The 21,155-nt window shown below is 35.9% G+C and carries 24 protein-coding genes and 1 pseudogene; 12 read left to right on the top strand and 13 right to left on the bottom strand.

Translation table 11 applies throughout. The annotated features are described in order from the left end of the window. Window positions 1-22: 22 nt before the first annotated feature. From AC5EUN_RS17055 to AC5EUN_RS17035, 5 genes are all read right to left on the bottom strand, one after another. Window positions 23-181 carry a hypothetical protein gene (locus AC5EUN_RS17055; RefSeq protein ID WP_493352509.1) on the bottom strand — a complete coding sequence of 53 codons (159 nt, stop codon included), beginning with the start codon at window positions 179-181 and terminating at the stop codon, window positions 23-25. 166 nt (window positions 182-347) lie between these two features. After that, window positions 348-704, bottom strand: a complete 357-nt coding sequence (locus AC5EUN_RS17050) for a hypothetical protein (RefSeq protein ID WP_005327575.1) — start codon at window positions 702-704, stop codon at window positions 348-350. A gap of 545 nt (window positions 705-1,249) precedes the next feature. Next, window positions 1,250-1,459 (bottom strand): hypothetical protein, encoded by a 210-nt coding sequence (locus tag AC5EUN_RS17045; protein WP_005399465.1) that lies wholly within the window; start codon window positions 1,457-1,459, stop codon window positions 1,250-1,252. 501 nt (window positions 1,460-1,960) lie between these two features. Next, window positions 1,961-2,230, bottom strand: a complete 270-nt coding sequence (locus AC5EUN_RS17040) for a hypothetical protein (RefSeq protein WP_004984984.1) — start codon at window positions 2,228-2,230, stop codon at window positions 1,961-1,963. Window positions 2,231-2,324: 94 nt separating this feature from the next. Continuing rightward, entirely contained in the window at window positions 2,325-2,552 is a 228-nt protein-coding gene (locus tag AC5EUN_RS17035; protein ID WP_004984985.1) for a hypothetical protein, read from the bottom strand. Window positions 2,553-3,115: 563 nt separating this feature from the next. Between AC5EUN_RS17035 and xseA the strand changes: the two genes are divergently transcribed. From xseA to AC5EUN_RS17020, 3 genes are all read left to right on the top strand, one after another. Next, complete coding sequence (gene xseA, locus AC5EUN_RS17030; protein WP_034617000.1) at window positions 3,116-4,378, top strand: exodeoxyribonuclease VII large subunit; 1,263 nt, start codon at window positions 3,116-3,118, stop codon at window positions 4,376-4,378. Then, window positions 4,371-4,565 (top strand): exodeoxyribonuclease VII small subunit, encoded by a 195-nt coding sequence (gene xseB / locus AC5EUN_RS17025; protein ID WP_493352496.1) that lies wholly within the window; start codon window positions 4,371-4,373, stop codon window positions 4,563-4,565. The genes xseA and xseB overlap by 8 nt, the downstream gene beginning before the upstream one ends. 63 nt (window positions 4,566-4,628) lie before the next feature. Beyond that, window positions 4,629-5,330: an IS1 family transposase gene (locus AC5EUN_RS17020; protein ID WP_004986570.1), complete on the top strand. Its 702-nt coding sequence runs from the start codon at window positions 4,629-4,631 to the stop codon at window positions 5,328-5,330. 76 nt (window positions 5,331-5,406) lie between these two features. Here the strand turns inward: AC5EUN_RS17020 and AC5EUN_RS17015 are convergent. Next, a pseudogene (locus tag AC5EUN_RS17015) lies at window positions 5,407-5,609 on the bottom strand (transposase); the annotation flags it as partial. A gap of 259 nt (window positions 5,610-5,868) precedes the next feature. On the opposite strand from AC5EUN_RS17015, the gene otsB reads away from it, so the two are divergent. Both otsB and AC5EUN_RS17005 read left to right on the top strand, forming a co-directional pair. After that, the gene (gene otsB / locus AC5EUN_RS17010; RefSeq protein ID WP_493352495.1) at window positions 5,869-6,720 is read left to right on the top strand and encodes a trehalose-phosphatase; all 852 of its coding nucleotides are present in this window, start codon (window positions 5,869-5,871) and stop codon (window positions 6,718-6,720) included. Further along, window positions 6,708-8,144: a trehalose-6-phosphate synthase gene (locus AC5EUN_RS17005; protein ID WP_151732050.1), complete on the top strand. Its 1,437-nt coding sequence runs from the start codon at window positions 6,708-6,710 to the stop codon at window positions 8,142-8,144. Before otsB ends, AC5EUN_RS17005 begins: the two co-directional genes overlap by 13 nt. Window positions 8,145-8,207: 63 nt before the next feature. Here AC5EUN_RS17005 and AC5EUN_RS17000 read toward each other — a convergent pair whose 3' ends face one another. From AC5EUN_RS17000 to AC5EUN_RS16980, 5 genes are all read right to left on the bottom strand, one after another. Further along, complete coding sequence (locus tag AC5EUN_RS17000; protein ID WP_034617010.1) at window positions 8,208-9,398, bottom strand: MFS transporter; 1,191 nt, start codon at window positions 9,396-9,398, stop codon at window positions 8,208-8,210. 383 nt (window positions 9,399-9,781) lie between these two features. After that, window positions 9,782-10,426, bottom strand: coding sequence for a glycosyltransferase family 2 protein (locus tag AC5EUN_RS16995; RefSeq protein WP_004638728.1), 645 nt, complete (start codon window positions 10,424-10,426; stop codon window positions 9,782-9,784). Next, a complete protein-coding gene (locus AC5EUN_RS16990) occupies window positions 10,423-11,022 on the bottom strand; it encodes a class I SAM-dependent methyltransferase (protein WP_224469577.1) in 600 nt (199 codons plus the stop codon). Before AC5EUN_RS16990 ends, AC5EUN_RS16995 begins: the two co-directional genes overlap by 4 nt. After that, on the bottom strand, window positions 11,015-11,791 hold the full coding sequence (locus AC5EUN_RS16985) for a PIG-L deacetylase family protein (RefSeq protein ID WP_151862441.1): 777 nt from the start codon (window positions 11,789-11,791) through the stop codon (window positions 11,015-11,017). The genes AC5EUN_RS16990 and AC5EUN_RS16985 overlap by 8 nt, the downstream gene beginning before the upstream one ends. Continuing rightward, on the bottom strand, window positions 11,779-12,792 hold the full coding sequence (locus tag AC5EUN_RS16980) for an acyl-CoA dehydrogenase (RefSeq protein WP_224469575.1): 1,014 nt from the start codon (window positions 12,790-12,792) through the stop codon (window positions 11,779-11,781). The genes AC5EUN_RS16985 and AC5EUN_RS16980 overlap by 13 nt, the downstream gene beginning before the upstream one ends. Window positions 12,793-13,057: 265 nt before the next feature. On the opposite strand from AC5EUN_RS16980, the gene AC5EUN_RS16975 reads away from it, so the two are divergent. After that, entirely contained in the window at window positions 13,058-13,291 is a 234-nt protein-coding gene (locus tag AC5EUN_RS16975) for a DUF2171 domain-containing protein (protein ID WP_004772208.1), read from the top strand. A gap of 200 nt (window positions 13,292-13,491) precedes the next feature. Here the strand turns inward: AC5EUN_RS16975 and AC5EUN_RS16970 are convergent, their stop codons facing one another. After that, window positions 13,492-14,898, bottom strand: coding sequence for an iron-containing redox enzyme family protein (locus tag AC5EUN_RS16970; protein ID WP_078424965.1), 1,407 nt, complete (start codon window positions 14,896-14,898; stop codon window positions 13,492-13,494). 617 nt (window positions 14,899-15,515) lie between these two features. Here AC5EUN_RS16970 and AC5EUN_RS16965 point away from each other — a divergent pair. The 4 genes from AC5EUN_RS16965 (at window position 15,516) to AC5EUN_RS16950 (ending at window position 19,221) form a co-directional block, all read left to right on the top strand. Further along, window positions 15,516-15,692, top strand: coding sequence for a hypothetical protein (locus AC5EUN_RS16965; RefSeq protein ID WP_004986537.1), 177 nt, complete (start codon window positions 15,516-15,518; stop codon window positions 15,690-15,692). 107 nt (window positions 15,693-15,799) lie between these two features. Beyond that, window positions 15,800-16,096: a hypothetical protein gene (locus AC5EUN_RS16960; protein ID WP_004981674.1), complete on the top strand. Its 297-nt coding sequence runs from the start codon at window positions 15,800-15,802 to the stop codon at window positions 16,094-16,096. Window positions 16,097-16,167: 71 nt separating this feature from the next. Continuing rightward, complete coding sequence (locus tag AC5EUN_RS16955) at window positions 16,168-16,851, top strand: DUF421 domain-containing protein (protein WP_004986536.1); 684 nt, start codon at window positions 16,168-16,170, stop codon at window positions 16,849-16,851. 291 nt (window positions 16,852-17,142) lie between these two features. Then, a complete protein-coding gene (locus AC5EUN_RS16950) occupies window positions 17,143-19,221 on the top strand; it encodes a catalase (protein ID WP_493352507.1) in 2,079 nt (692 codons plus the stop codon). Between the two features lie 67 nt (window positions 19,222-19,288). Here AC5EUN_RS16950 and AC5EUN_RS16945 read toward each other — a convergent pair whose 3' ends face one another. Continuing rightward, complete coding sequence (locus AC5EUN_RS16945) at window positions 19,289-19,429, bottom strand: hypothetical protein (protein ID WP_005324286.1); 141 nt, start codon at window positions 19,427-19,429, stop codon at window positions 19,289-19,291. A 321-nt stretch (window positions 19,430-19,750) separates the two neighbouring features. Here AC5EUN_RS16945 and AC5EUN_RS16940 point away from each other — a divergent pair, with 321 nt between their 5' ends. Both AC5EUN_RS16940 and AC5EUN_RS16935 read left to right on the top strand, forming a co-directional pair. After that, window positions 19,751-20,401, top strand: a complete 651-nt coding sequence (locus tag AC5EUN_RS16940) for an SOS response-associated peptidase family protein (RefSeq protein ID WP_005324289.1) — start codon at window positions 19,751-19,753, stop codon at window positions 20,399-20,401. A gap of 107 nt (window positions 20,402-20,508) precedes the next feature. Beyond that, window positions 20,509-21,144, top strand: coding sequence for a LexA family protein (locus AC5EUN_RS16935; protein WP_005324292.1), 636 nt, complete (start codon window positions 20,509-20,511; stop codon window positions 21,142-21,144). Window positions 21,145-21,155: the final 11 nt, after the last annotated feature.

The raw sequence follows: 21,155 nt of genomic DNA, 5'->3' as shown, positions 1-21,155 counted from the left end.
TATTTTGTGTAAGTCCCATTTTTTATATATGATCTTTTAATCGATCATCGAACTGAATCGTAAAACAATTCATTGCTAAACTAATACATTTAAATATGGCTGTCATTTGGTTTAAATCTTCAGGAGTTTTTAAACCTTTACCTAATTCAGCTGTCATACTTTTGATTGTAGCTTCATCCATGTGAAGTACCTCTTTATTGGATGAGTTGATTAACTCTGTTTATCCTAATGAGGCTTATAATACAAAATTACTGCCGATAAGTGATTTCAGATCAACAAGCAAAGAGGTTCTATAAAAACAATGAATTATTAAAATTTTATCCTAAATTTGAATCAATTAAGGAGCTCTAATCTTTGTGCAACAAAGCCCTTTGTTTCATAACAATGGATAGAGGAATCTGGTCTTTCTTACTCTCATCAATAGTAATATGTTGTATGAAACCTGCTAACCATAACAGAAACTCATCTTCATTTGAGATTCGAGGAATTAGGGTTAAATCCAACCTTTTAATACCCTCAATTTTATTCTCATCATCAAAAATGGTCGCACAAATTTCATGATCAACTTTTAAATTACTTGAGTGGGTATACTCTCTAACTTTGAGGATTATCAATGTGAAAAGGCCTTTTTGATCCCTTTCAATACCAACCTCTTCCTTAATGTCTTTTATGACTTTTTCAGCCAGAGCTAGATATTGTGGCATGATAATTTCCTTTATATAAATCATACCTAAACTATTATGTGAATAAATAATCAATAATTAATTACTCGTTTGTTACGTAAACGAAACTTCCAGTAAATATTGTAAATTCATAATTACACTAAAATTTAACCAGTTTACATATTCTATCCATATTGTGATGTAGTTATATCTTGCAATAAAAAACCACCCGAAGGTGGTTTAACTAAACATCATGGACATCTGTCCAAACTCATAAATGAGTAATGTGAGACCAAATGCTGAGGCTGAAAATACGAGTACTTCTTGCGAGGTCATATCCATCTCCTTCAATTGTTCTATTTAATCCTCTAATCATTAAGAAGGCATTTGACTCTAAATGCAAACGATTATCACAAATTTTAGGGATTGACTTGTAAGAGATTTTATAAAAGTAACTGTGACGTTAATTAAGTGTATAAAGTTGTATAACAACATCCATAAGAGAAAAAAACCTCCGCGAATAATAGATATCGAACGGGGTCTTTTATGTCTGATCCGTTTTAAAAAAATAGAGGCTTAGAACTCTCTTAAGATGGATTGCTTAAAAATTTACGCATCTGTCTATGTCTTCTAGTGAGACCTAGTACCTCTTTACGCTTAATAATTTCATCTTCAGTAAAAGGCAGATGATTGATAAGCTGCTCAATCACCATAAAACTATTTTCAATTAAGAAACTATCTTGCTCTATTGTCCAATTTGAGGTTATATGCTCAGATTTTTTAGACTGTCTTTTCATAAAAAGAAATTATACCTATTCATAAGGACTCTTGACTTTCTTCAAGCACTCTCGGCATACACAAATTTCTTTTTGGTCATTGGTGTAATCAATCTCTCTAGCACCATGAAGGCCAAATATACACATTAATAATCTGATCATCTTATTTCTCCTTTAAGTACTTAAAAGCTATATATCTTAGGCATCTATATTTATATGAATCCCTGTAAGACAGCATTTCGAACAACTTTATCGAAGTTTGAATGAAATGAATTTTCAGTAGTGTGACTCTTTAACAATAAACAGAAACTTGCTACCGCACCTATGCTCACCAAAGTTAAGAATTTCATCTTTAATTCCATCCATGTAGAACTTTTGATTCAAACATATCACTGTGATTTGTATTTATCTAACCGCCTTATGATGAATTACTGTTCATAATGTAACCACATTATTATTTATGTAATTGAATTTGTTAAACAATGAAACAATTCGTATTAAATTACACTGATTTATTACAACTTATAAATTTAAAGCTTTATGTGCCCATTTCAGAAATTTATCTTTATCGTTGAAATTAGGGACATTCAATAAATTGATATAGGAAACTTCACCAAAGTTTCCTGAGATTTTATTTGATTCAAGAATTGTAAAATCTTCTTCTCGCCCTACATGTACTTCCCGAAAAAACTCCGTAACTTTCCGATCAAGGTTTAGTGAGGTAAACGCCTCTCTTTCAACTAAAAAGTCATAGATCTGGCTAATCACATGTAGTTCAAATTTTCTATTCATTTTTTCCGTTCTCATAATTATTTTAACAATTGGTTCAATTTAAACTAATTTCTTTTACGGATAAAGACAATAAAAAACTTACTATCAGGGACAGTTAAATAGATTTTCGCTTAGTCTTTGCCAGTAAGATCTCTATACGTTGAGTAACTTCCAATAATTTAAGCTCAGCATCACGCCAAAAATAATAGACGTCACCATGTATGACATACATTTGCTTAATGTAGTTTGCTGCTTTTGTCTTGTTTACTTTTTTAGCATTAAAACATGGTTTATCAAGCACTATTACCCTGCCATCTAAATCACCACCGATATAAATATTCATTTCTATTCTTCTTGTTGTAAGTAATGATTAAAATATATCACAACAAAAAAGCGCAATTATTTGAACGCACTTTATCGACTAAGCATCTGATAAAAAATTAAAATTTATACCAATACAATTTAAGTTAAGCTCCTATTAAAAAAGCCCTACATTTCTGTAAGGCTTTTCCCCTTGGTCTTTTGCGCCGAAACAAGGAATCGTTGTTTTTATTTACAACAAAATAATTAAATCATTAATCGAATAAAAAATGAAGAAAAAAAACCTGCAACTTGGGGAAGGTGCAGGTATAAACTGATATTAACTATCATGGAGAACTTAATACCAACTAATATACTTGGTTTATATTGAGACCTCATTCACATTTTATTCCAAATTATCTAGCAACAAAAAAAGCCCATCAAATGATGAGCTTTTTACGGTAATTAAGTGAATTTCCATATGTACGTCCACTATAGCAGAAATATGCCATATACCTTGATCAGGGTCAAGTGAGCATATTCTCAATTTGCACTTCTAGCTTTGCTTTAATACTATTCATCTAAGCACTTCAAATAATTGATCTAATGTCTGAACCTCAGTTTTCTCTCAGTGATTATCTATCAACCGTACAGGAAGTAATTCAAATTACTTTCAATGAGCCTGTATGGGTGAAAGCTGAGATCCGTAATCTAAATATTAAGGGCGGACATTACTATCTTGAGTTAGCTGAAAAGGATGAAAGTACCGACAAAGTTATAGCGAGTTGTAAAGGAACCATCTGGAAATTTACAGCTCAGAAAATGGTGCTTAAGTTTGAAAGGGAAAGCGGTGTAGAGCTTTCAAAAGATTTAAATGTCCTGGTAAAAGTCAGAGCCAAGTTTGATCCACAGTATGGCTTTTCAGTTAATGTTGAAGATATTGATTCAAGCTATACCCTTGGAGACATTGCACGGCGTTATCAACAAATATTAGAAAGACTAACCACTGAAGGTCTGTTAAATAAAAATAAGCTCATTCCTACTCCGTTTGATATTCAGAATGTCCTGGTAATTGCTCCTGAGAATGCGGCAGGTTTAGGTGACTTCAAAAAAGATGCTGATGCTTTAGAAAAATCTGGTGTATGTCATTTCAAATACTATTCAGCCACATTTCAAGGGAACACGGCAGCACAGAGTATCATCACTTCTCTAAGTAATGGTCTGAGACAATGGGCTACCGATTTCAATATCCCACCTGATCTCATTGTGATTATCCGCGGCGGTGGTGCTGTGAACGACCTTGCCTATTTAAATGATTACGAACTGGCAGCATTGTTGGCTAAACGAACTGTTCCGATTTGGGTCGGCATTGGTCACGAGAAAGACCGCACAATACTAGATGAAGTTGCAAACCGTTCATTTGATACACCAAGTAAAGTGATTGGTGGTATTCGTAATCTTATCGCTGAACGGACGCAGGACGTCTTAGATTCATTCCAAACCATAAAGCTCTTATCTCAACATCAAATCACGGCGTACCAAAGTCAAAATGATCAATACATGAGAGTGATTAAGACGCTTGCACATGGGCAAATCAATGAAGCTAATAAAAGCGTAGATTTGCTGCGAAGCACCCTGCATTACTTAGCCCAGCAACAGATCAAACTGGCAACGAATCAAGTCGAATCACTGATGCGTGAAACCTTAATTCAGAATCCAAGAAACGTGATGGCTAAAGGCTACGGAATTGTTCGTAGTGAAGGAAAAGCTATTCGCTCTATTCAACAAATCTCAGGTGATAACATCCAGGTCGAATTACTGGATGGTACCATTCAAGCAAATGTAACGAAGGTATATAGGAATGAGTAAAAAAGAACTCTCTTTCAAGAAAGGTTATGAAGTCCTTAAAAAGAATGCTGAACTATTGGAATCACAGGAAGAGCCCGACATCGACAATTTAATGAAAATCGTTGAAGAGTCTATGGTGGCATACAAAGCCTGTAAAACACGTGTTGATGCTGTACAACAAGCTTTGAATGAGACATTTAAGGAATAATAAGTGGTGGTGTTTCAAAAAGTATACTGAAAAAAACAATATGGCTTTTGATAAAATAGAGGTATGAAAATAACGCTACAAATCAAATGTCCTACCTGTCTAAGTAGCAATATAAAGAGAAATGGCATCAAAGTAGATGGGAAACAAAACCATCAGTGCAAAGATTGCAAACGTCAGTTTATTGGTGATCATGCATTAAGCTATCAAGGGTGTAACTCAGGTATTACCGGCAAGATCTTACATTTAATGGTGAGAGGAAGCGGTGTAAGAGATATTGCTGAAGTCGAGCGTATCAGCATTGGCAAGGTATTACGAACCTTAAGTGAATCGATCTATCAGATTCGGCCTAAACAAAGCCACTACGAATGTCTTGAAGTCGATGAACTTTGGACTTTTGTAGGGAATAAGCAAAATAAACAATGGCTTATTTATGCCTACTATCGAGAATCTGGAGAAATTCTTGCTTATGTTTGGGGTAAGCGGGATTTAGCAACGGTTCAACGTCTTAAAGCTAGACTTAAAAAGCTTGGGGTTCAATATGCTCGAATTGCGAGTGATCACTGGGATAGTTTTATCACAGCATTTCAATGTTGCAAGCAAGTGATCGGTAAGTTTTTTACCGTCGGTATTGAAGGTAACAATTGTAGAACTCGTCATCGAATCAGGCGTGGATTCAGGAGAAGTTGCAACTTTTCTAAAAAGCTCGAAAATCATTTTAAAGCCTTTGATTTGACTTTCTTTTACCTTAATAACGGATTTGTTTAACGCCAGCATACTTTTTGAAACACCACCTAATAAGTTAATAATATGGGAAAATTTTATTTTACTTTTTGGTCTACATTAGATGAAATAAGGATTTGATCATTAAACAACATTGAATAGCGGTGTCAGAGTAAGTTTGATTTCGACCATGCTTGCCTTGTGATTGTGCATACACTAGGTCTTTGGATCGAACCAAATGGCAATATTCCCACGATTAATGAGAGCTCGGTTATTGGTGGACCAATTCACTGTACGATAGATTTTAGGTACAGGCTTCTTCATTTGGAATTTATATTGTTGAAAAATATTCAAGAAGAAATTTATGCAATAAAGCGACTTCAACTTATACATCTTTGTGTAACAAAGCCATAATAAATATAAAAAATGAATTCTTATTAAACATGTAAGAAAGGTTTACGATGTATTATAAGCATTAATAATGTAAATTACGTTCTGCTTGTGTTTGCTTATTGACAACTTAAGTATTATAAAAAAAATATCGACCTATAATAAAATATAATTGCAATATGAGATATTAAAATTGAGAAATATAATAGATGAATCAATTCTACAATTAGAATACTTGAACTCTTTAATAGATAAGTTTAGTTCAAATTACAATAAGCCATGTCTATTCTTAGATATAGATGGAACTTTATCTGATTTTCAACTAGATCCTACTGACAGTTATATTCCGACTAAGACTTTAAATATTTTAAGACAAATTATTTCAAAGAAGATTCCTGTTATAGCTGTGACAGGACGAGATATTGATTCTGCACGTAAATTATTTGAATCCCTTGATCTTCCAATTGCTGCATTGCATGGATTAGAAATATATCTAGGAAATGAAAAAGAATTACGTACCCCAAAGCGTTTCTTAGAAATTTCAACTATCTACAAAATTTTAGCTCGAGCATGTATCGCCTATCCGAGTTTACTGATTGAAAACAAGAAATCATCAATTGCATTGCATTATAGGAAAGCTCCAGAGCTAGAAGATATAGCAAAAAAAATAATATTAGAAGGTCAAAAGGTATTCCCCAACCTAAGATTAATTCAAGGGAAATTCGTTTATGAATTAATACCCGCTCAAGCCAATAAAGGCTTAGCAATCAAGGAAGTTTTAGCTCATTTAAACCAGTATGAGGTTTACACACCAATTTTCATTGGCGATGACGTCACGGACGAAGATGGTTTTTATTTTGTGAATCAGGTGGAAGATGGCATCTCAATCAAAGTCGGTCAAGGGCTTACCTATGCCAAATACCAGCTTAAAGACACAAAGCAAGTACATAATTTTTTGGAATTATTTTTAGAACACATTCGAAACCATGACCATAATGTTAAGGGTAACAACAACTTAGATGGAGAGAAAACATGTCTAAATTAATTATTTTATCGAATCGAGTCAGTATTCCCAATGGGCAAAAAACTACAGCAGGTGGGCTTGCAGTCGCTATACAAGATGCATTAGATGATATTGGTGGTATATGGCTCGGATGGAATGGCGAACGAGTTCATAAGCAAGAGGAAGTACATTTTAATATTCTTCGGAAGGATAAAGTTGAATACGTCACCTGCCCTTTAACAAATTCTCAATATTCAGATTATTATGCAGGGTTTGCCAATAATTCACTTTGGCCTGCCATGCATTATCGTTCAGACCTGATTGAGTTTAAAACATCAGAATACGAAGGATATCAAAAAGTAAATTCTTTATTCGCTCAAAAACTTGCCGAAATTGCAGATCCAGACGATACCATTTGGGTTCATGATTATCATTTTTTAAGTGTGGCGAAATATTGCCGTGAACTCGGTATGCAGAATAAAATTGGATTTTTCCTGCACATTCCTTTTGCACCTTTATTTATCTGGCAAAAAATTCCATGTGCTCAACAATTGATTGAGGATCTATGCCAATACGATGTGGTGGGGCTACAAACAGATAAAGATCAAAAAGTGTGTATGCAAGTATGCACATCTTTATTGAACGCACAGAAAATTCAACAAACTTTGTTAAGCTACCATCAACGTTTAACCATAATTAAATGCTACCCAATTGGTGTAAATCCAACAGCGATTCAAAAAGCGGCCCATAAGTTTATTGATGTACAAGACTTCCTTACCCGTCCAGTAGAGCTGAATGCTGCAAAAACTATTATCGGCGTAGATCGGATTGATTATTCAAAAGGTTTACTGGAACGCTTTTTGTCCTATGCAGAGTTCTTAGAGAAATATCCTGAGTATCAGCAGCATATTCAACATTTACAAATTGCTTGCCCATGTCGTTTGGAAGTTCCAGCTTATCAACGTTTATTTGAGCGTTTCAAGATTAAGATCGAGATGATTAATCAGGAATTTGCACAGGAAGAGTGGCAACCTGTGGAATGTATTTATGATGCAATAAAACATCATCATTTGATGCAAATCTATCGTCAAGCCGATGTGTGCTGGATCAGTTCAATACGAGACGGGATGAATCTGGTCGCGAAAGAATATATTGCCGCGCAAAATCCATCCAATCCTGGTGTACTTATTCTATCCAAATATGCAGGTGCTGCAGAGCATATGTCAGAAGCACTTCTGGTTGATCCCACCGACAAAATGGCGATGGTCAATGCCTTAAAAAAAGCACTGGAAATGCCACGACATGAACGTATTTCACGCTACAAACAACTAATGAAAGGTTTAAAAAATTTTGATATTAATGACTGGCGCAATGCATTTCTTAACGACTTACAGAACAAAACCGCTATGCAGGATTTCAGATTCCTGGGAATGCGTAACGTTAACCCTATTTATCAAAATTTATAGTACTTCGATTTGTAAGGAACTGGCAATAATATCCAGTATTGCCAGTTCAATTTACTATGATGCTTATTTCACATAAGTAAACCGATTTAAAGCCACAATCAATAATAATAGACCAGATAACGCCATAAATACTGTCTTTAGACCAATCAGCTCACCAATCATTCCAATGAAAGCAGGTCCAACCAGAATACCTGTATAAGCCAAAGTCGAAACACAGGACAGTGCAACTGCGCTCGGCATCACCGTCTGACGTCCAGCACGGGAAAACATGATCGGGACGATGTTAGAACAACCTGTCCCAACCAGTGTATAACCCACTAAAACCAGCCACCAATGAGGCGCGATACTGACCAAAGCTAAACCTAAAGTTGCACAAATCGCGCTATAGGTTAAAAGCTTTTTTTCACCAAAATAACGGATCAGATAATGGCCCGTAAAACGTCCTGTGGTCATGGCAATCGCGAAGAAGGTATACGCCAATCCCGCAAAAGCGGTATTAACTCCATATTGTTGCGTTAAATAAATACCACTCCAGTCCATCGCAGCGCCTTCCGTCATGAAAATGATGAAGCAGGCAATACCAATTAATATAATCAAAGGTTGTGGCAGGCGCTGGCGTATCGAATTTTTCACTTTCGAGGATGCTTCAAGACTGGTGTTTTCTACAGATTTTATGCTGTATGGCACTGAAAGAAAAATAATAATTACCAACAGTAAACTCACAGCAAATGCGCTCATAACAGACGAAATACTTAAAGCAAGCAATGCAGTAATCGTCAGTACCCCAGCTAATCCGCCTAGACTCGCCATACCATGAAAGCCAGACATCAATGATTTTAAGCTATTTTTCTCAACCACTACGGCCTGAATATTGAGTGCAACGCCCAGACTTCCCGCTGCTGTACCAAATAAGAATAAGGTGATCGCCATCATTAACGGCGTGGTCCATAAGCTTAGGCTTGGCAATAAAACGGCAAGCAAGAGTAAAGCGAAACCGATCGGCACACGACAACCAATACGCTGAACAATTTTACCTGTTGCAGGCATAGCTAGCATTGCACCTAAGCCGCTGCATAATAGCAACAAACCAAAATCGGCATGATTAAAATGCAAACGTTGCTGGGCAAAAGGAATCAGCGGCGCCCATGCAGCCGTGGCGAAACCAAGACCGAAAAAGCTAAAACGAGTTGAAAGACGTTGAGCACTTAATTGAATTTCAGGATCAATAAGAGCAGTTCTGGAAAAAAGGATCATTTAATACCATCCACACAAATTAACTCAGAGCGTCCATCTCGGATAAATCGCCATAGAAAAACCTCTGCTAATCTATAGAGAAGTTCTATAAATCCACAGAGGCTTTTATGACGAAATTATACACAAAACCAATCTAAAAACAGTATTTTTTACAAAAATAAAATTTATATATATCAATAACTTATTATTACTTATCCAAATAAAATTAAAGCATTTATTTTTAACACTTTTTCTTCTTAGCTTTTCAATTTAATTAGGCAAAGATATGAATTTACTTAAATTTTGTAAAGATGACAGAATTAAATAGCTCATTTATAAAGCTGAATAATATATGTCACCCGCTAAAGCTGTGGATTAACTTTCTCTCTCGAATTAGGTCAATTTTATAAATGTTTTAAAAAGTACGATAAACCTTCAGGTGCACGTCCATTTAATCGACTGCTAGTGGTGACGCGAACCAAATTGCTCCAAGTGATTTTGCAACATTGCTTAATAAATTTTTCAATTAATGAGACATCCTCATGACAAGGAATAGGTTCAAAGCCTCCCGCCTGAATATAGGCTTCGGCACTAAAGCTTAAATTCGCCCCATGTATATGTTGATGATCCATCATGTCTTGATAATGCGTCAGATATTTTTGCTGTTGTTGTATTGATAAGTGACTAAGATCATCCAGTATAACGATTCCACAAATAGCATCTGTTGGCTGATGTCGCATTTGGCATAGTAACCAATCTGGATCTACAATTGTATCAGCATCCGTGCAAGCGACCCATGTAACTCCTTGATCGATTAGCTGCCTAATGCCAAGGTCTCTGGCCTTGCCCACACAAGCAAAATTACATTCAAGCCAATTCATTTGATGTGACTTTACAATCATGAGGGACTGGTCAGTACAACTGTCTAAAACCACTAGAATCTCGACCTGACCGTGACCTATATGCTGTATAGCGTGTTTAATTGACTGCAAACAAGCGGATAAATTCTGTTCCTCATTATGGGCTGGGATAACAATACCTATTTTCATACTAAGCCCTGTTGTTTTGCCAAAGATGAAGGATTTACCGTCCAGATATCAATGATGAAATCTGGATCATTCAGACTTAAATAATGAGTGAACAACAAAGATTGTTTTAAATAATGATGGACTTGATAAGCATCTAGTTCAAAATCCTGAATGGCGTGACGCCAGTGACAACACAGGATTTCACCTTGTGGCGTTAAACTGTCTTGGAGCTGATCGATCAGTTCATGCAGTTCATTGCGTGATAAGTAATAGGCCACTTCACTGATGACAATCAGATCAAATTTCTGTTCAGGAAAATATTCAGGAATTTTTTGGTGTTGAACGCTCACATGCTTCAAATTCTGTAAACGTTTAGCGGCCCAATGAACAGCATGTTCAGAAAAATCTAGACATAAAAGCTGATCAGCGCGTTTGGCTAAATGTACACTTAAATGGCCATTGGAACAGCCGATTTCCAACACTGATGAATAACGCTGTTGAGTAAGCAATGCCAAACAAATCTGCCTTTTACGAGCTTCATACCAATGTAAATCATAGCCCCAAGGGTCATTATTGTGATGATATAAGGCTTCGAAATATTGATTAGAATCATTCACAAAGATAAACCTCCCAAGGCATTAACAAACGTTCGATGATTGCTGGAGATAAAATCGCAGCATTGCCTGTACTTTCATCAGCTTCAATCTGACTCTTAAACTGCATGATGGCCTGACGTTTTTTGATTAATTGGGCCTGAGTTAAGTTGTAAGCTCTAGCCTTTTGCCAGTGGATACGCGGATCTAGTGGTCGCGCCCAATGCCAAGCCCAGATCAGCACGTGTAAATATGATATGTCATGAGCTAGAGCAAATGCCTGTACAGTCTTTCCTACCGCTTCATGATCTGGATGCCCATCCAGTGCATAGCTACAAATTAAAATATCTTCCGCTTTAACCAACTTGTCTAATTCTTGCCACAGATGTTCCCTGTGCAAATGAATCTGCCCGTCTGGTAAATTTAATGCAATACGTTGAACATATTCAGAAATATCTAGACACTGTAAAGCCGCTAAGCTTTCTTGTGGGCGAATTTGATCTAATTGATCTGGGCTGTATTTGGTTGAATGTGGATGGCTTTGTGTCCCATTACTGACGGCAACGATCACCAACTGACAATTCAACATAATTAATTGTTGCATCAAGCCGCCACACCCCAGTATCTCATCATCTGGATGGGGTGCGACAATCAAGATTCTTTTAGATTGAAATTTTTTAAAATTGAGTAGAGAAAGCGGCTGCTGCTCAAATGCATGCAGCCATTGTTCTCGGGAGGTCCCTTGCCCTTCAATAATACGATCTTCGACTAAAGGATGTTTTAGAGCTGCCATGATATTTGCTCCTGTAAACATCGTTCAGCAATTTGCTCATCATCGAATGCCGCATGACTTTGCCGAATAAATACAGGTAAATCAGCCATTAGGCTGGCAAAAGTTGCTTGTTCACAAAAAGGCCGTGCTCCAAGCGCTTTTCCTACCCCTTCAATAACCTCCAAACAGCTTTGTTCTGCCTGCGCACGCAAGATCCGTACATCCCGTTCATGGCTAAGCTTGGGTTGGCTATCAATCAGTTGCGCGATATATTGGAAATATTGTCGGGTTACAGCAAGTCGAGTTACCAACCGCCCTAAATACATTTTCTTAAAAGGATTAGGGGTTTTAAGGCAACTTTGTTGTAGCTCATCCACTAACCGTACCGCGGCACCGTACCAGCAAGCTGCAACACCCGCAGCACCATGCCAAAAACCAACCCGATCAAGGTAGTCATTGGGATGACCAATGAGTTTGACTGCTATCCCCTGAAAATTGACTCTTGCGGTCTGTGTTCCCTTCATGCCTATAGCTTGCCAGTGTGCCAGATCAATGGTGATCAATGATTGGTTGAGGTCAATAATGCAGAGCTGAGATTGCCCCTGTTGATCTTTAAAACTGATTAATGCTTTATGAATAAATTCAGCGCCTGAACACCACGGCTTAATTCCATGACAAAGCCCATTTTCGACCTGTAACGGCACGGGTCCACCATCGGCAGCCCAAACAGCCCATGTCTCCTCATCGATTTCATGTTGATAACCGAGTTCATGCAAAATACTTAAAGCATCAAAATGGGACTCAAAAAGCTTTCCTAAACTTAGGTCAAAGCCAGCTATCTGGGCAAAAATTTGCCAGCGTTGATAGGTTTGTCCCGAAGCAGGTTCAGGCAATCGTCCAACAGAATGAATCAACTGTTTCAACACAATCGGACGTTGACTTAGCTTTTCTTCAGCTGAATACTGCTCAAAGCGATTTAATATGTCTAAAGTTGAGCCTTTTATAAATATTTTTCTATTCATTCTTAAAATTTTAATTCAAATGAGTTTATTTAAATAATAATTGAAATAATCTGTTTAGTTAAATAGATAAATTGTAATGAAAAGATAATTATTCGTAATTATTTAACTATTTATTTCTTTTTGTTTCATTGTTAACTAAATAGTAGGTTTATGTGAATCTATAAAATCATCATGTAAGGATTATTTAAAATCCAACAATTATGATGAAATAAGCAGTAGCTTAAAGGCTTCTGTGTTGTAATGTTTATAAAAGAGGTTTTAAGAAATGAGTACTTTAAATATTCAAGATATTAAAAAACATTCAGATGTAATTGCTTCTTGTGGTACCAAAGTCGGAACAGTTGATCATCTCGAAGGTGATAGCCAACTCAAACTGACGCGTGATGAAAATGATCAGCATCATCTGATCCCAACGGCATGGATTGGTGAGGTCAAAGATGACAAAGTAGTTCTGATTAAAAATTCAGAAGAAGTTAAGCAACAATGGCAAGCTATTTAAATTATCCTAAAATAAAGAGTACGGCTAGACTTTGATCGTACTCTTTATTTCTTTGTAAGTAATTTCAAAAAAGCCCTAATCCTTCGCAATGTCCGTTTGAGTCATAGGTATTTCATTTCATACTTGTAAAAAATAGCTAGATGCAATCTATTTGTCATAGACTACATCTATTCTGTATAAATTAATAAGTTAGCCTACTCTTATTTAAAATTACTGCCTAAGAATGGGAAAATATACTCAACTACTTTTTGCGTAGCCCATAAACCAATCTCTTGGTGATGTTGATGTGGAGCTAAATATGGCATCAATTTGCTAATTTTATGCCCAGTATTTGTAGATATCTGAATTTGCTGCTGTAACAGCGATAATTCTTTTTCTGACAAATAACTAAAATCATTTAGTTCTATAAAGTTTTTTATATATTCTGAATTTACTGGATTAATGCGTCTACTTAAATTAGCACCAGCAATCCAATCATAAATAAAAGTTTTTTCTGCAGCAGAGAAAACTCCAAACATTTTCCCATCTTCTTCATTGATCAGCTTCCAAAATCGGCTATGTTCTGGATCTTCGTTAAGCTTAATCCATCCTATTTTTATTAGCTCACTAATGAATTCCTCAACCTGATCTTCTTCTGATAGCCATGAATTTACAGACTTATTATTAAACTTGCATTTCTCATTATGCATGTGCTTTCCAACCAAAGCTTTGCTCTTGAAAATTTCCAGAACCACTCGCTCAGTATTTAGGTTCTTTATTATTTGAACTGAGCTAACTCCCCGATTATTCAATAAAAAGCCTATCTTTAATTTACGAATAAATTCGGATTGATTTGGGTAGCGTTTGGCTAAACATTTAATCGCATTTGTAGCTAATTGAGCATGCCCATTATCAAAGTTATCAATTGTAATGTGTAGGTTAAAATATTTGGAATCAATACCTAACTCTTTAAGTTCATAATTTGTAATCAGTAAATGAAGTGGTAGTTGTTCGTATCCAAAATTAAAACCTGCAATCTCGGGTATAAAATCTGATGGAGCATAAGCTAAAGCTAATTGTATTGCTGACTGGTGATAATATTCATCAGGCAAATTCATTGAAAATTGATGAAGACCAAGTGATAGAAGTAATTTATTGAAAAGTTTTACATGGTTACTTTGACTGGAACCTAACCCCAACTCCTCAACATATATCTGTATAAAGTCTCTAAAAGCTGGATCATTCCAGTACTGTGTAAAGCTATAAAGCCAAGCCCCGTCTACACGTTTGGTCGGTGCTACTTTGTATAAAAACTCATAAGCTTTACTTGTAGTTCCAAAAAACTCCCTTGCACTCCCATTTTCACGCCTTTCTAAGTACTCTTTGTAATGCAAGCATTGTGTTTTATTTTGTTTCTGCATCCAGACTGCCAATTGATCAACATTAGTAGGAAAATCAGAGAAATCACTATCCAAATGAAGTATTTCGTTTTCTAGGAAATGAAAAGCTTTCAACTCTTTTGCAGAACGCGACACTGATGGATCTAAGAAAAATTGTGTTATTTCAAAATATTTCTGATGGGCATCGGTTATTAAATTTAAAATTCTCTCTTTTACTGCAGTAGGCATTATAATTCTCTCGCGGTAAATAACTTATACCAACATAATTGACACTTGCACTTAATTAATTAACAACTTTGAAAAGAAACGTTAACAAATGTAATCCTTTAGTTTATTTATTTTAAAATACAAAAATTTAAGTAAATAATTATAATATTTGAAATAAAGAAACATTTCACAATCTGTGATATAAATCACACTCATTGGAATTAAAAAAATTATGGTGTTTAAAATTAGTAAAAAGCATTATATCTAATTTATAAAATTTTTAACTTTATTTATTGAAAGTACAAGCACCGTTATTATTCCTTTCGTTATTTCATTGATCCAACACAGATTTTTATTTTTTCAAATTCAAAAAAAATCAATAAATTACAAACACAAATCCAATCAAAAAGATATAAATCTGAATTAAGAATAAAATTTAACATTGTTAGCCTTTTGTAAAAAACAAAATATATATTTCCATTTATTATCAACACCTAAACCTTTAAAACAAACACAATTTAACTCAAAAATTAAAATGTAACACCTCTGATGTTTTTTAAAACACAAATTATGATATTAATAATAAATCTACTGATTAATTAATGTAGATTAATTCTAATCTTATGAGGTTCAGTAAAATGACTAATCAAAATCAACAGCAGAAAAATCAGCAACAGCAGCAGCCAAATCAACCGCAAAAAAAGCCAGATCAGCAACAACAGCAACAGCAACCAGACCAACCACAAAAAAATCCGAATCAGCAAAAACAACCGAACCAAAACCAGAAAAATGACCAACACGCTCAACAGAAATAATAGTTTTTCATGTTGAATAATATTATTAAATTCTTAAACTCATTAATTAATTAAATCCAACTATGAATTTTTTTTGAATTCTTAGTTGGATAGAATTGGAGTTCATTATGACTATCAATGACCATCAAGACGAAAACCCAATCAAGCATGATTGGCGTACAGATTATTCAAACCGCCCATATTACGGCGATATCCAACGAGAACTTCCTGATGTAGATTATGACCGTGATCTTCGTTCAGCCTATGAATTAGGTCAGCATGCCCGAAATGAGCGTGGTACTGATGCACGATTTGAGGATTCAGAAAGTGATCTAAAAGTAAAATGGGAAGAACTAAAGGCTGAATCACGCTTAAAGTGGGAACAAGCCAAACATGCGATTAAAGATGCATGGGACAAAATGTAAGCCAATATAATGATAATGAGCCTTTTAGGCTCATTATCAGCACATCTAAATAATAATTAAATAGGTGTAAAATGGACTTTATAAAAATACTATTAGCTGATACTACATTTACTTTTGCAGCAGAAATTGTACTTCGTAGTGTCTTGATGTACTTCCTGATTATCTTAGTTTTAAGATTTTCTGGTAAACGTGGTGTTAGGCAACTTTCCATCTTTGAAATCGCAATTATTCTTAGTTTAGGATCTGCTGCTGGCGATGCTATGTTCTATGAAGAAGTTCCGATCATACATGCTGTCATCGTTTTTGCAGTAATTATGGCTTTATATCGCTTAACAACTTATTTAATGATGAAATCCGATGCTATTGAGACCGTATTGGAAGGTCGACCTATATACATCGTCAAAAATGGTTTACTGATTGTTGAAGATATTAAGCAAGAAAAGTATTCATACGATGAATTCTTTGCTGAAATGCGCCAAAAAAAAATAGAGCATCTCGGACAAGTTAAAATAGCACTGCTTGAGACTGATGGCTGCCTAAGCGTGATCCCATATTCTAAAGAAAATATAAAATGGGGCCTTCCTCTGTTTCCCGATGAATACCAAATCGCAGATCATCATAATGTCGATCACTTTTATTCTTGTATGTTGTGTGGTCAAACCCAACGTTTAAATCATTTAAATGAAGAATGCCCTCGCTGTCAAAATACAAAATGGGCTAAATCCTGTTTGTATTGCGAGGAATATCAAAATTAATAAGCTTTTGTTTTGACTTAGATTATTTCAATATTATTTAAAATGAATAGTTTAAGCGAACAAAAAATACACATTTCTTTACCTTACTCAAAGCATAAATACTTAAAGTTTATATGGGTATCTTTGATCCAAAAAAGAGTTTTCTTGCAAGAAACTCATATTCGATTGTAGATAACCTAATTAAATTGTATAAGCACACAATATCCGTCAACAAATAAGCCATTAACTTAAGTGAAAACAAATACTTAATTTCACAAAACGTTATAAAGCAAATGTATAAGAGAATGTGATATGAAAGAACCAAATACACCAAAAATCGACCAACTTTCTGAGGAAGCATACGTGGATCCTATAGGTAAAACCCTTACCTCTTCTTTAGGTGTTCCCGTAGCTGATAATCAAAATAGTCTAAAAATTAATGAGAAAGGCCCTACTCTTCTCGAGGACTTTCTTCTAAGGGATAAACTTATTCATTTTGATCGTGAGCGTATTCCAGAACGTGTTGTACATGCTCGAGGGGTCGGTGCTCATGGTTACTTTCAAGCTTATACCGGTAATGAAAAATGGACTAAAGCTAAGTTCCTAACGGACACAAATAATCGAACTCCTATCTTTGTCCGTATTTCTACAGTTCAAGGTGGGCGAGGTTCGGCTGATGTCGTTCGAGATGTACGAGGTTTTTCTATAAAATTTTATACTGAAGAAGGAAATTATGATTTGGTGGGGAATAATATCCCTGTCTTCTTCATTCAGGATGCTATTAAATTTCCGGACTTTGTTCATGCAGTAAAACCAGAAGATGCCAATGAAGTTCCAACTGGTCAATCTGCCCATGATACTTTCTGGGATTTTATTTCTTTAAATACCGAAGCATCACATATGACTACTTGGATAATGTCAGATAGAGCAATTCCAAGAAATCTACGCTCTATACAAGGTTTTGGTGTTCATACATTTAGATTGATTAATAAGAATAATGAAGCATTCTTAGTGAAATTCCATTGGACTCCAAAGCAAGGGGTAGCTCAAGTCGTCTGGGATGAAGCCTTAAAAATTAATGGCAAAGATCCCGATTTTCACAGACGTGATCTGTGGGATGCTATTGAGCGTGGCAATTACCCGGAATGGGAATTAGGCGCACAAATTTTCTCTGAAGAAGATGCAAAACAATGGGACTTTGATGTCTTAGATGCTACAAAATTAATCCCAGAAGAACTTGTACCTGTCACTCCACTAGGTAAATTTGTTTTAAACAAAAATACAGATGATTTTTTCGCAGAAACAGAACAAGTTGCTTTTAGTCCTGCAAATATTGTCTCAGGTATAGATTTTAGTAACGATCCCCTTTTACAAGGACGGCTGTTTAGCTATACGGATACTCACTTACACAGACTAGGTACGGTAAATTTTAATCAAATTCCAATTAACAAACCCGTTTGTCCTTTTCATACGAATAGACGAGGTGGTTATGCTAATCACGAAGTTTATAAAGGAAAGGCAAATTATGAACCTAATTCTGTTGATGAAAATTGGCCAAGAGAATCACCTAATGACAGTGGTGCCTTCAAGACACATCCTGAAGAAGTACAAGGCAGCAAACTAAGAGTTCGACCAGAAAGTTTCGCTGATCATTTCTCGCAAGCCACAATGCACTACCATAGTTTGGAAAAACATGAACAACAGCATATTAAGGATGCATATTCTTTTGAATTATCTAAGGTTAAATCGGAAGATATCCGCAGACGTGTAGTTTACGCTGTCTTAGCTAATATTGACTTGGACTTAGCTGAATATGTTGCGAAAGAGTTAGGTATTAAAACTCCCCCTAAACAGCAAGATAGTCTGCACCAACCCGTAATTGCATCTTCGAAAAGATTAAGTACCTCATCTTTTCCTGCATCTGACATTAAACAGCGAAAAATTGCCTTGCTCGTTCATAACGGTGTAAATGCGTCATCAATAGATGATATTAAAATATGGGCTGAAGCCGAAAAAGCTATTGTGGAAACTTTAGCACCGAACGCAGCCCCTGTTAAATCTTGTGATGGCAATGAAATACCCGTAGATGGAAGACAAAATGGCGAGCCTTCAGTGACTTATGATGCCGTAATCGTGATTGATGGGAATAATTTAGAAGTATTTAAGGCTGATGGAGTTTCTAAACATTATGTATTAGAGACATATAAACATCTCAAGCCCATTGTTTTCCTGGGTGATAAATGCGCTTTAATAGATGAGTTTCAGCTCACTAAGGATGCAGCTCTATTCTCTACTCAAAATTTTAAAGAGATCCAAGATCAATTCAAACAAGCTATTCAAAATCACCGTTTGTGGGATAGAGAAAAAGTTGTCGCAGCTATTCCAGCATGAATTTATTTGAGATTAAAAGTAGTGTAAGTATTTGATTTCAAAAAGCCCTCGACGAGGGCTTTTTGATCTACTTTTGCTCTTTAAGTGGATTCTCAGGCTCTTCATTTGGTTTTTTCTGAGGATCTGGATTCTGATAGGTTTTCTGATCACCCTTGTCATCGTTTGATTCTTTTTGAGGTTTTGATTCTGGATTTTGCTTATTAAGCATGTCGGTTCCATCACGTGAAATACTATAATAATAGATATGACATCAGGCTCTATCTATCAATAATAGATATGTTACGCAATCCTACCTTTATAGTAATTAGCACTTTAAGTTTATTATGAATTAATTAAGCTGTTCTTCAGTGACCACATCAAATAGATACCTCTAAAAACTTCTTCATTTTCCTCTGTATTTTTCAATAAGAAAATAATTTTGAAACTTCCGCTACTATATTGTTTTAACGATTTTTTTTAAAAGTAATTTTTATTTCTATTTGGGCTATTATTTGATCGACGATCATAAAGAATAAACAGGGATAAGTCTATGTGCGCAAATTTCGAAGCGATCAGAAAGAATCGTGCATTTCTCCTAGATCTCCCTGAGCCTGATCAGTTGGAGTTCCCTGAAGACATTTTCCCGAACTATCCTTCACCTTTGATCTTTTCCAATGACGGCAAGATCGAATGGAGATCAGTTAATTTTGGAATGATTCCCAAATGGGCCAAGGAAAAGAATTTCGGCAAGTACACATACAATGCCCGGACTGAGACGGTCGCTGAGAAACCCAGTTTTAGGGAAGCTTGGCATAAGTCTCAGTTTGGCTTGATTCCAGTCGAAACCATCTTTGAACCTAAATATATTGACGGGAAATCTCACTGGTATGGGATTGCTCGTGAAGATGGCATGCCCTTTACAGTGGCGGCCATATACGAGAATGCTGTCATCAATGGAGAGCAAATCCGATCGATGAGTATGCTCACTATCAATGCTGATAAACACCCTTTCATGAAGCAATTCCATAAGCCTAAAGATGAGAAGCGTTCGATCATCGTAATCCCTGATGAATACCGCAAAGAATGGCTGAATTGCAGCTTTAAAGAGGCGCATGAATTCTTCTTTGAAATGCAGGATGAGTACATCTCCTTCCCTAAATCCCGCTTATCCGAAAATGGTGCTCAACCTAATTTAATTTGAAGGTGCATTGATTATCCACAGCTTTTAAATTTGAAATTTAATTTGCCACCGACTATCCTAAAAAAAGAGTTCAGTTCCAAACACGCCTCGTAGCGTAGGAGTCAAACATGTCAAAGAAACTACCGATCTATTTCTCGGATGACGTCTGGTCATTCCTTCAAACACTTATGGGCCCAGATGGCGCTCCAAGTCCTACAGTCAATACTGTATTTGAAAAAATACAAAAAGAGCATGAGCTAGGTTCTAAGTTTGATCTTAAAGAAATTTCAGTCAAAACCCGCCTCGAAATTCCGTCCGCACTTGAACGTTTTTCTGCTGGTCCTGCTTTTGGTACCAAAGACCATATCGATAAGTCGATCGACTTAAATGACTTCCTTATTTTTAACCCAATATCGACGTTCATGGGGCGGGTCGATAGTGAGTCTATGCTTTACGCTGGCTTTGAAATTGATGACCCTTTCTTGGTCGATAAGAGCATTACAGCACAGCATAGAGATATCGTTTTAGCCCTCATCGATGAGCGTGAAATAACACTTAAGCGGTTAATGATGACCGCTAAGATGTCAAAACAAGAAATCAAAGAAATGTTTGGGGATGAAGACTATGAACTTCCCCCTATTTGGCTAAGAGCTGAAAACCCAGCTTACGAGCATATAATTCCGAAAGACAGTCAGTCTATCTCCATCCAAGGGGTTGTGACCTTCAACCTCAAGCAATTTTATAGACGCTCTACCAGCAAATAAGAAGTATAAAA

This window comes from Acinetobacter sp. CAU_H_S170_2, assembly GCF_058890445.1.
This window is presented reverse-complemented; position numbering and strand designations above follow the sequence as displayed.

Coding starts and splice junctions, on each gene's coding strand:
- AC5EUN_RS17055 (WP_493352509.1), bottom strand. CDS start 181: ATGGATGAAGCTACAATCAAAAGTATGACAGCTGAATTAGGTAAAGGT.
- AC5EUN_RS17050 (WP_005327575.1), bottom strand. CDS start 704: ATGCCACAATATCTAGCTCTGGCTGAAAAAGTCATAAAAGACATTAAG.
- AC5EUN_RS17045 (WP_005399465.1), bottom strand. CDS start 1,459: ATGAAAAGACAGTCTAAAAAATCTGAGCATATAACCTCAAATTGGACA.
- AC5EUN_RS17040 (WP_004984984.1), bottom strand. CDS start 2,230: ATGAATAGAAAATTTGAACTACATGTGATTAGCCAGATCTATGACTTT.
- AC5EUN_RS17035 (WP_004984985.1), bottom strand. CDS start 2,552: ATGAATATTTATATCGGTGGTGATTTAGATGGCAGGGTAATAGTGCTT.
- xseA (WP_034617000.1), top strand. CDS start 3,116: ATGTCTGAACCTCAGTTTTCTCTCAGTGATTATCTATCAACCGTACAG.
- xseB (WP_493352496.1), top strand. CDS start 4,371: ATGAGTAAAAAAGAACTCTCTTTCAAGAAAGGTTATGAAGTCCTTAAA.
- AC5EUN_RS17020 (WP_004986570.1), top strand. CDS start 4,629: ATGAAAATAACGCTACAAATCAAATGTCCTACCTGTCTAAGTAGCAAT.
- AC5EUN_RS17005 (WP_151732050.1), top strand. CDS start 6,708: ATGTCTAAATTAATTATTTTATCGAATCGAGTCAGTATTCCCAATGGG.
- AC5EUN_RS17000 (WP_034617010.1), bottom strand. CDS start 9,398: ATGATCCTTTTTTCCAGAACTGCTCTTATTGATCCTGAAATTCAATTA.
- AC5EUN_RS16995 (WP_004638728.1), bottom strand. CDS start 10,426: ATGAAAATAGGTATTGTTATCCCAGCCCATAATGAGGAACAGAATTTA.
- AC5EUN_RS16985 (WP_151862441.1), bottom strand. CDS start 11,791: ATGGCAGCTCTAAAACATCCTTTAGTCGAAGATCGTATTATTGAAGGG.
- AC5EUN_RS16980 (WP_224469575.1), bottom strand. CDS start 12,792: ATGAATAGAAAAATATTTATAAAAGGCTCAACTTTAGACATATTAAAT.
- AC5EUN_RS16975 (WP_004772208.1), top strand. CDS start 13,058: ATGAGTACTTTAAATATTCAAGATATTAAAAAACATTCAGATGTAATT.
- AC5EUN_RS16970 (WP_078424965.1), bottom strand. CDS start 14,898: ATGCCTACTGCAGTAAAAGAGAGAATTTTAAATTTAATAACCGATGCC.
- AC5EUN_RS16965 (WP_004986537.1), top strand. CDS start 15,516: ATGACTAATCAAAATCAACAGCAGAAAAATCAGCAACAGCAGCAGCCA.
- AC5EUN_RS16960 (WP_004981674.1), top strand. CDS start 15,800: ATGACTATCAATGACCATCAAGACGAAAACCCAATCAAGCATGATTGG.
- AC5EUN_RS16955 (WP_004986536.1), top strand. CDS start 16,168: ATGGACTTTATAAAAATACTATTAGCTGATACTACATTTACTTTTGCA.
- AC5EUN_RS16950 (WP_493352507.1), top strand. CDS start 17,143: ATGAAAGAACCAAATACACCAAAAATCGACCAACTTTCTGAGGAAGCA.
- AC5EUN_RS16945 (WP_005324286.1), bottom strand. CDS start 19,429: ATGCTTAATAAGCAAAATCCAGAATCAAAACCTCAAAAAGAATCAAAC.
- AC5EUN_RS16940 (WP_005324289.1), top strand. CDS start 19,751: ATGTGCGCAAATTTCGAAGCGATCAGAAAGAATCGTGCATTTCTCCTA.
- AC5EUN_RS16935 (WP_005324292.1), top strand. CDS start 20,509: ATGTCAAAGAAACTACCGATCTATTTCTCGGATGACGTCTGGTCATTC.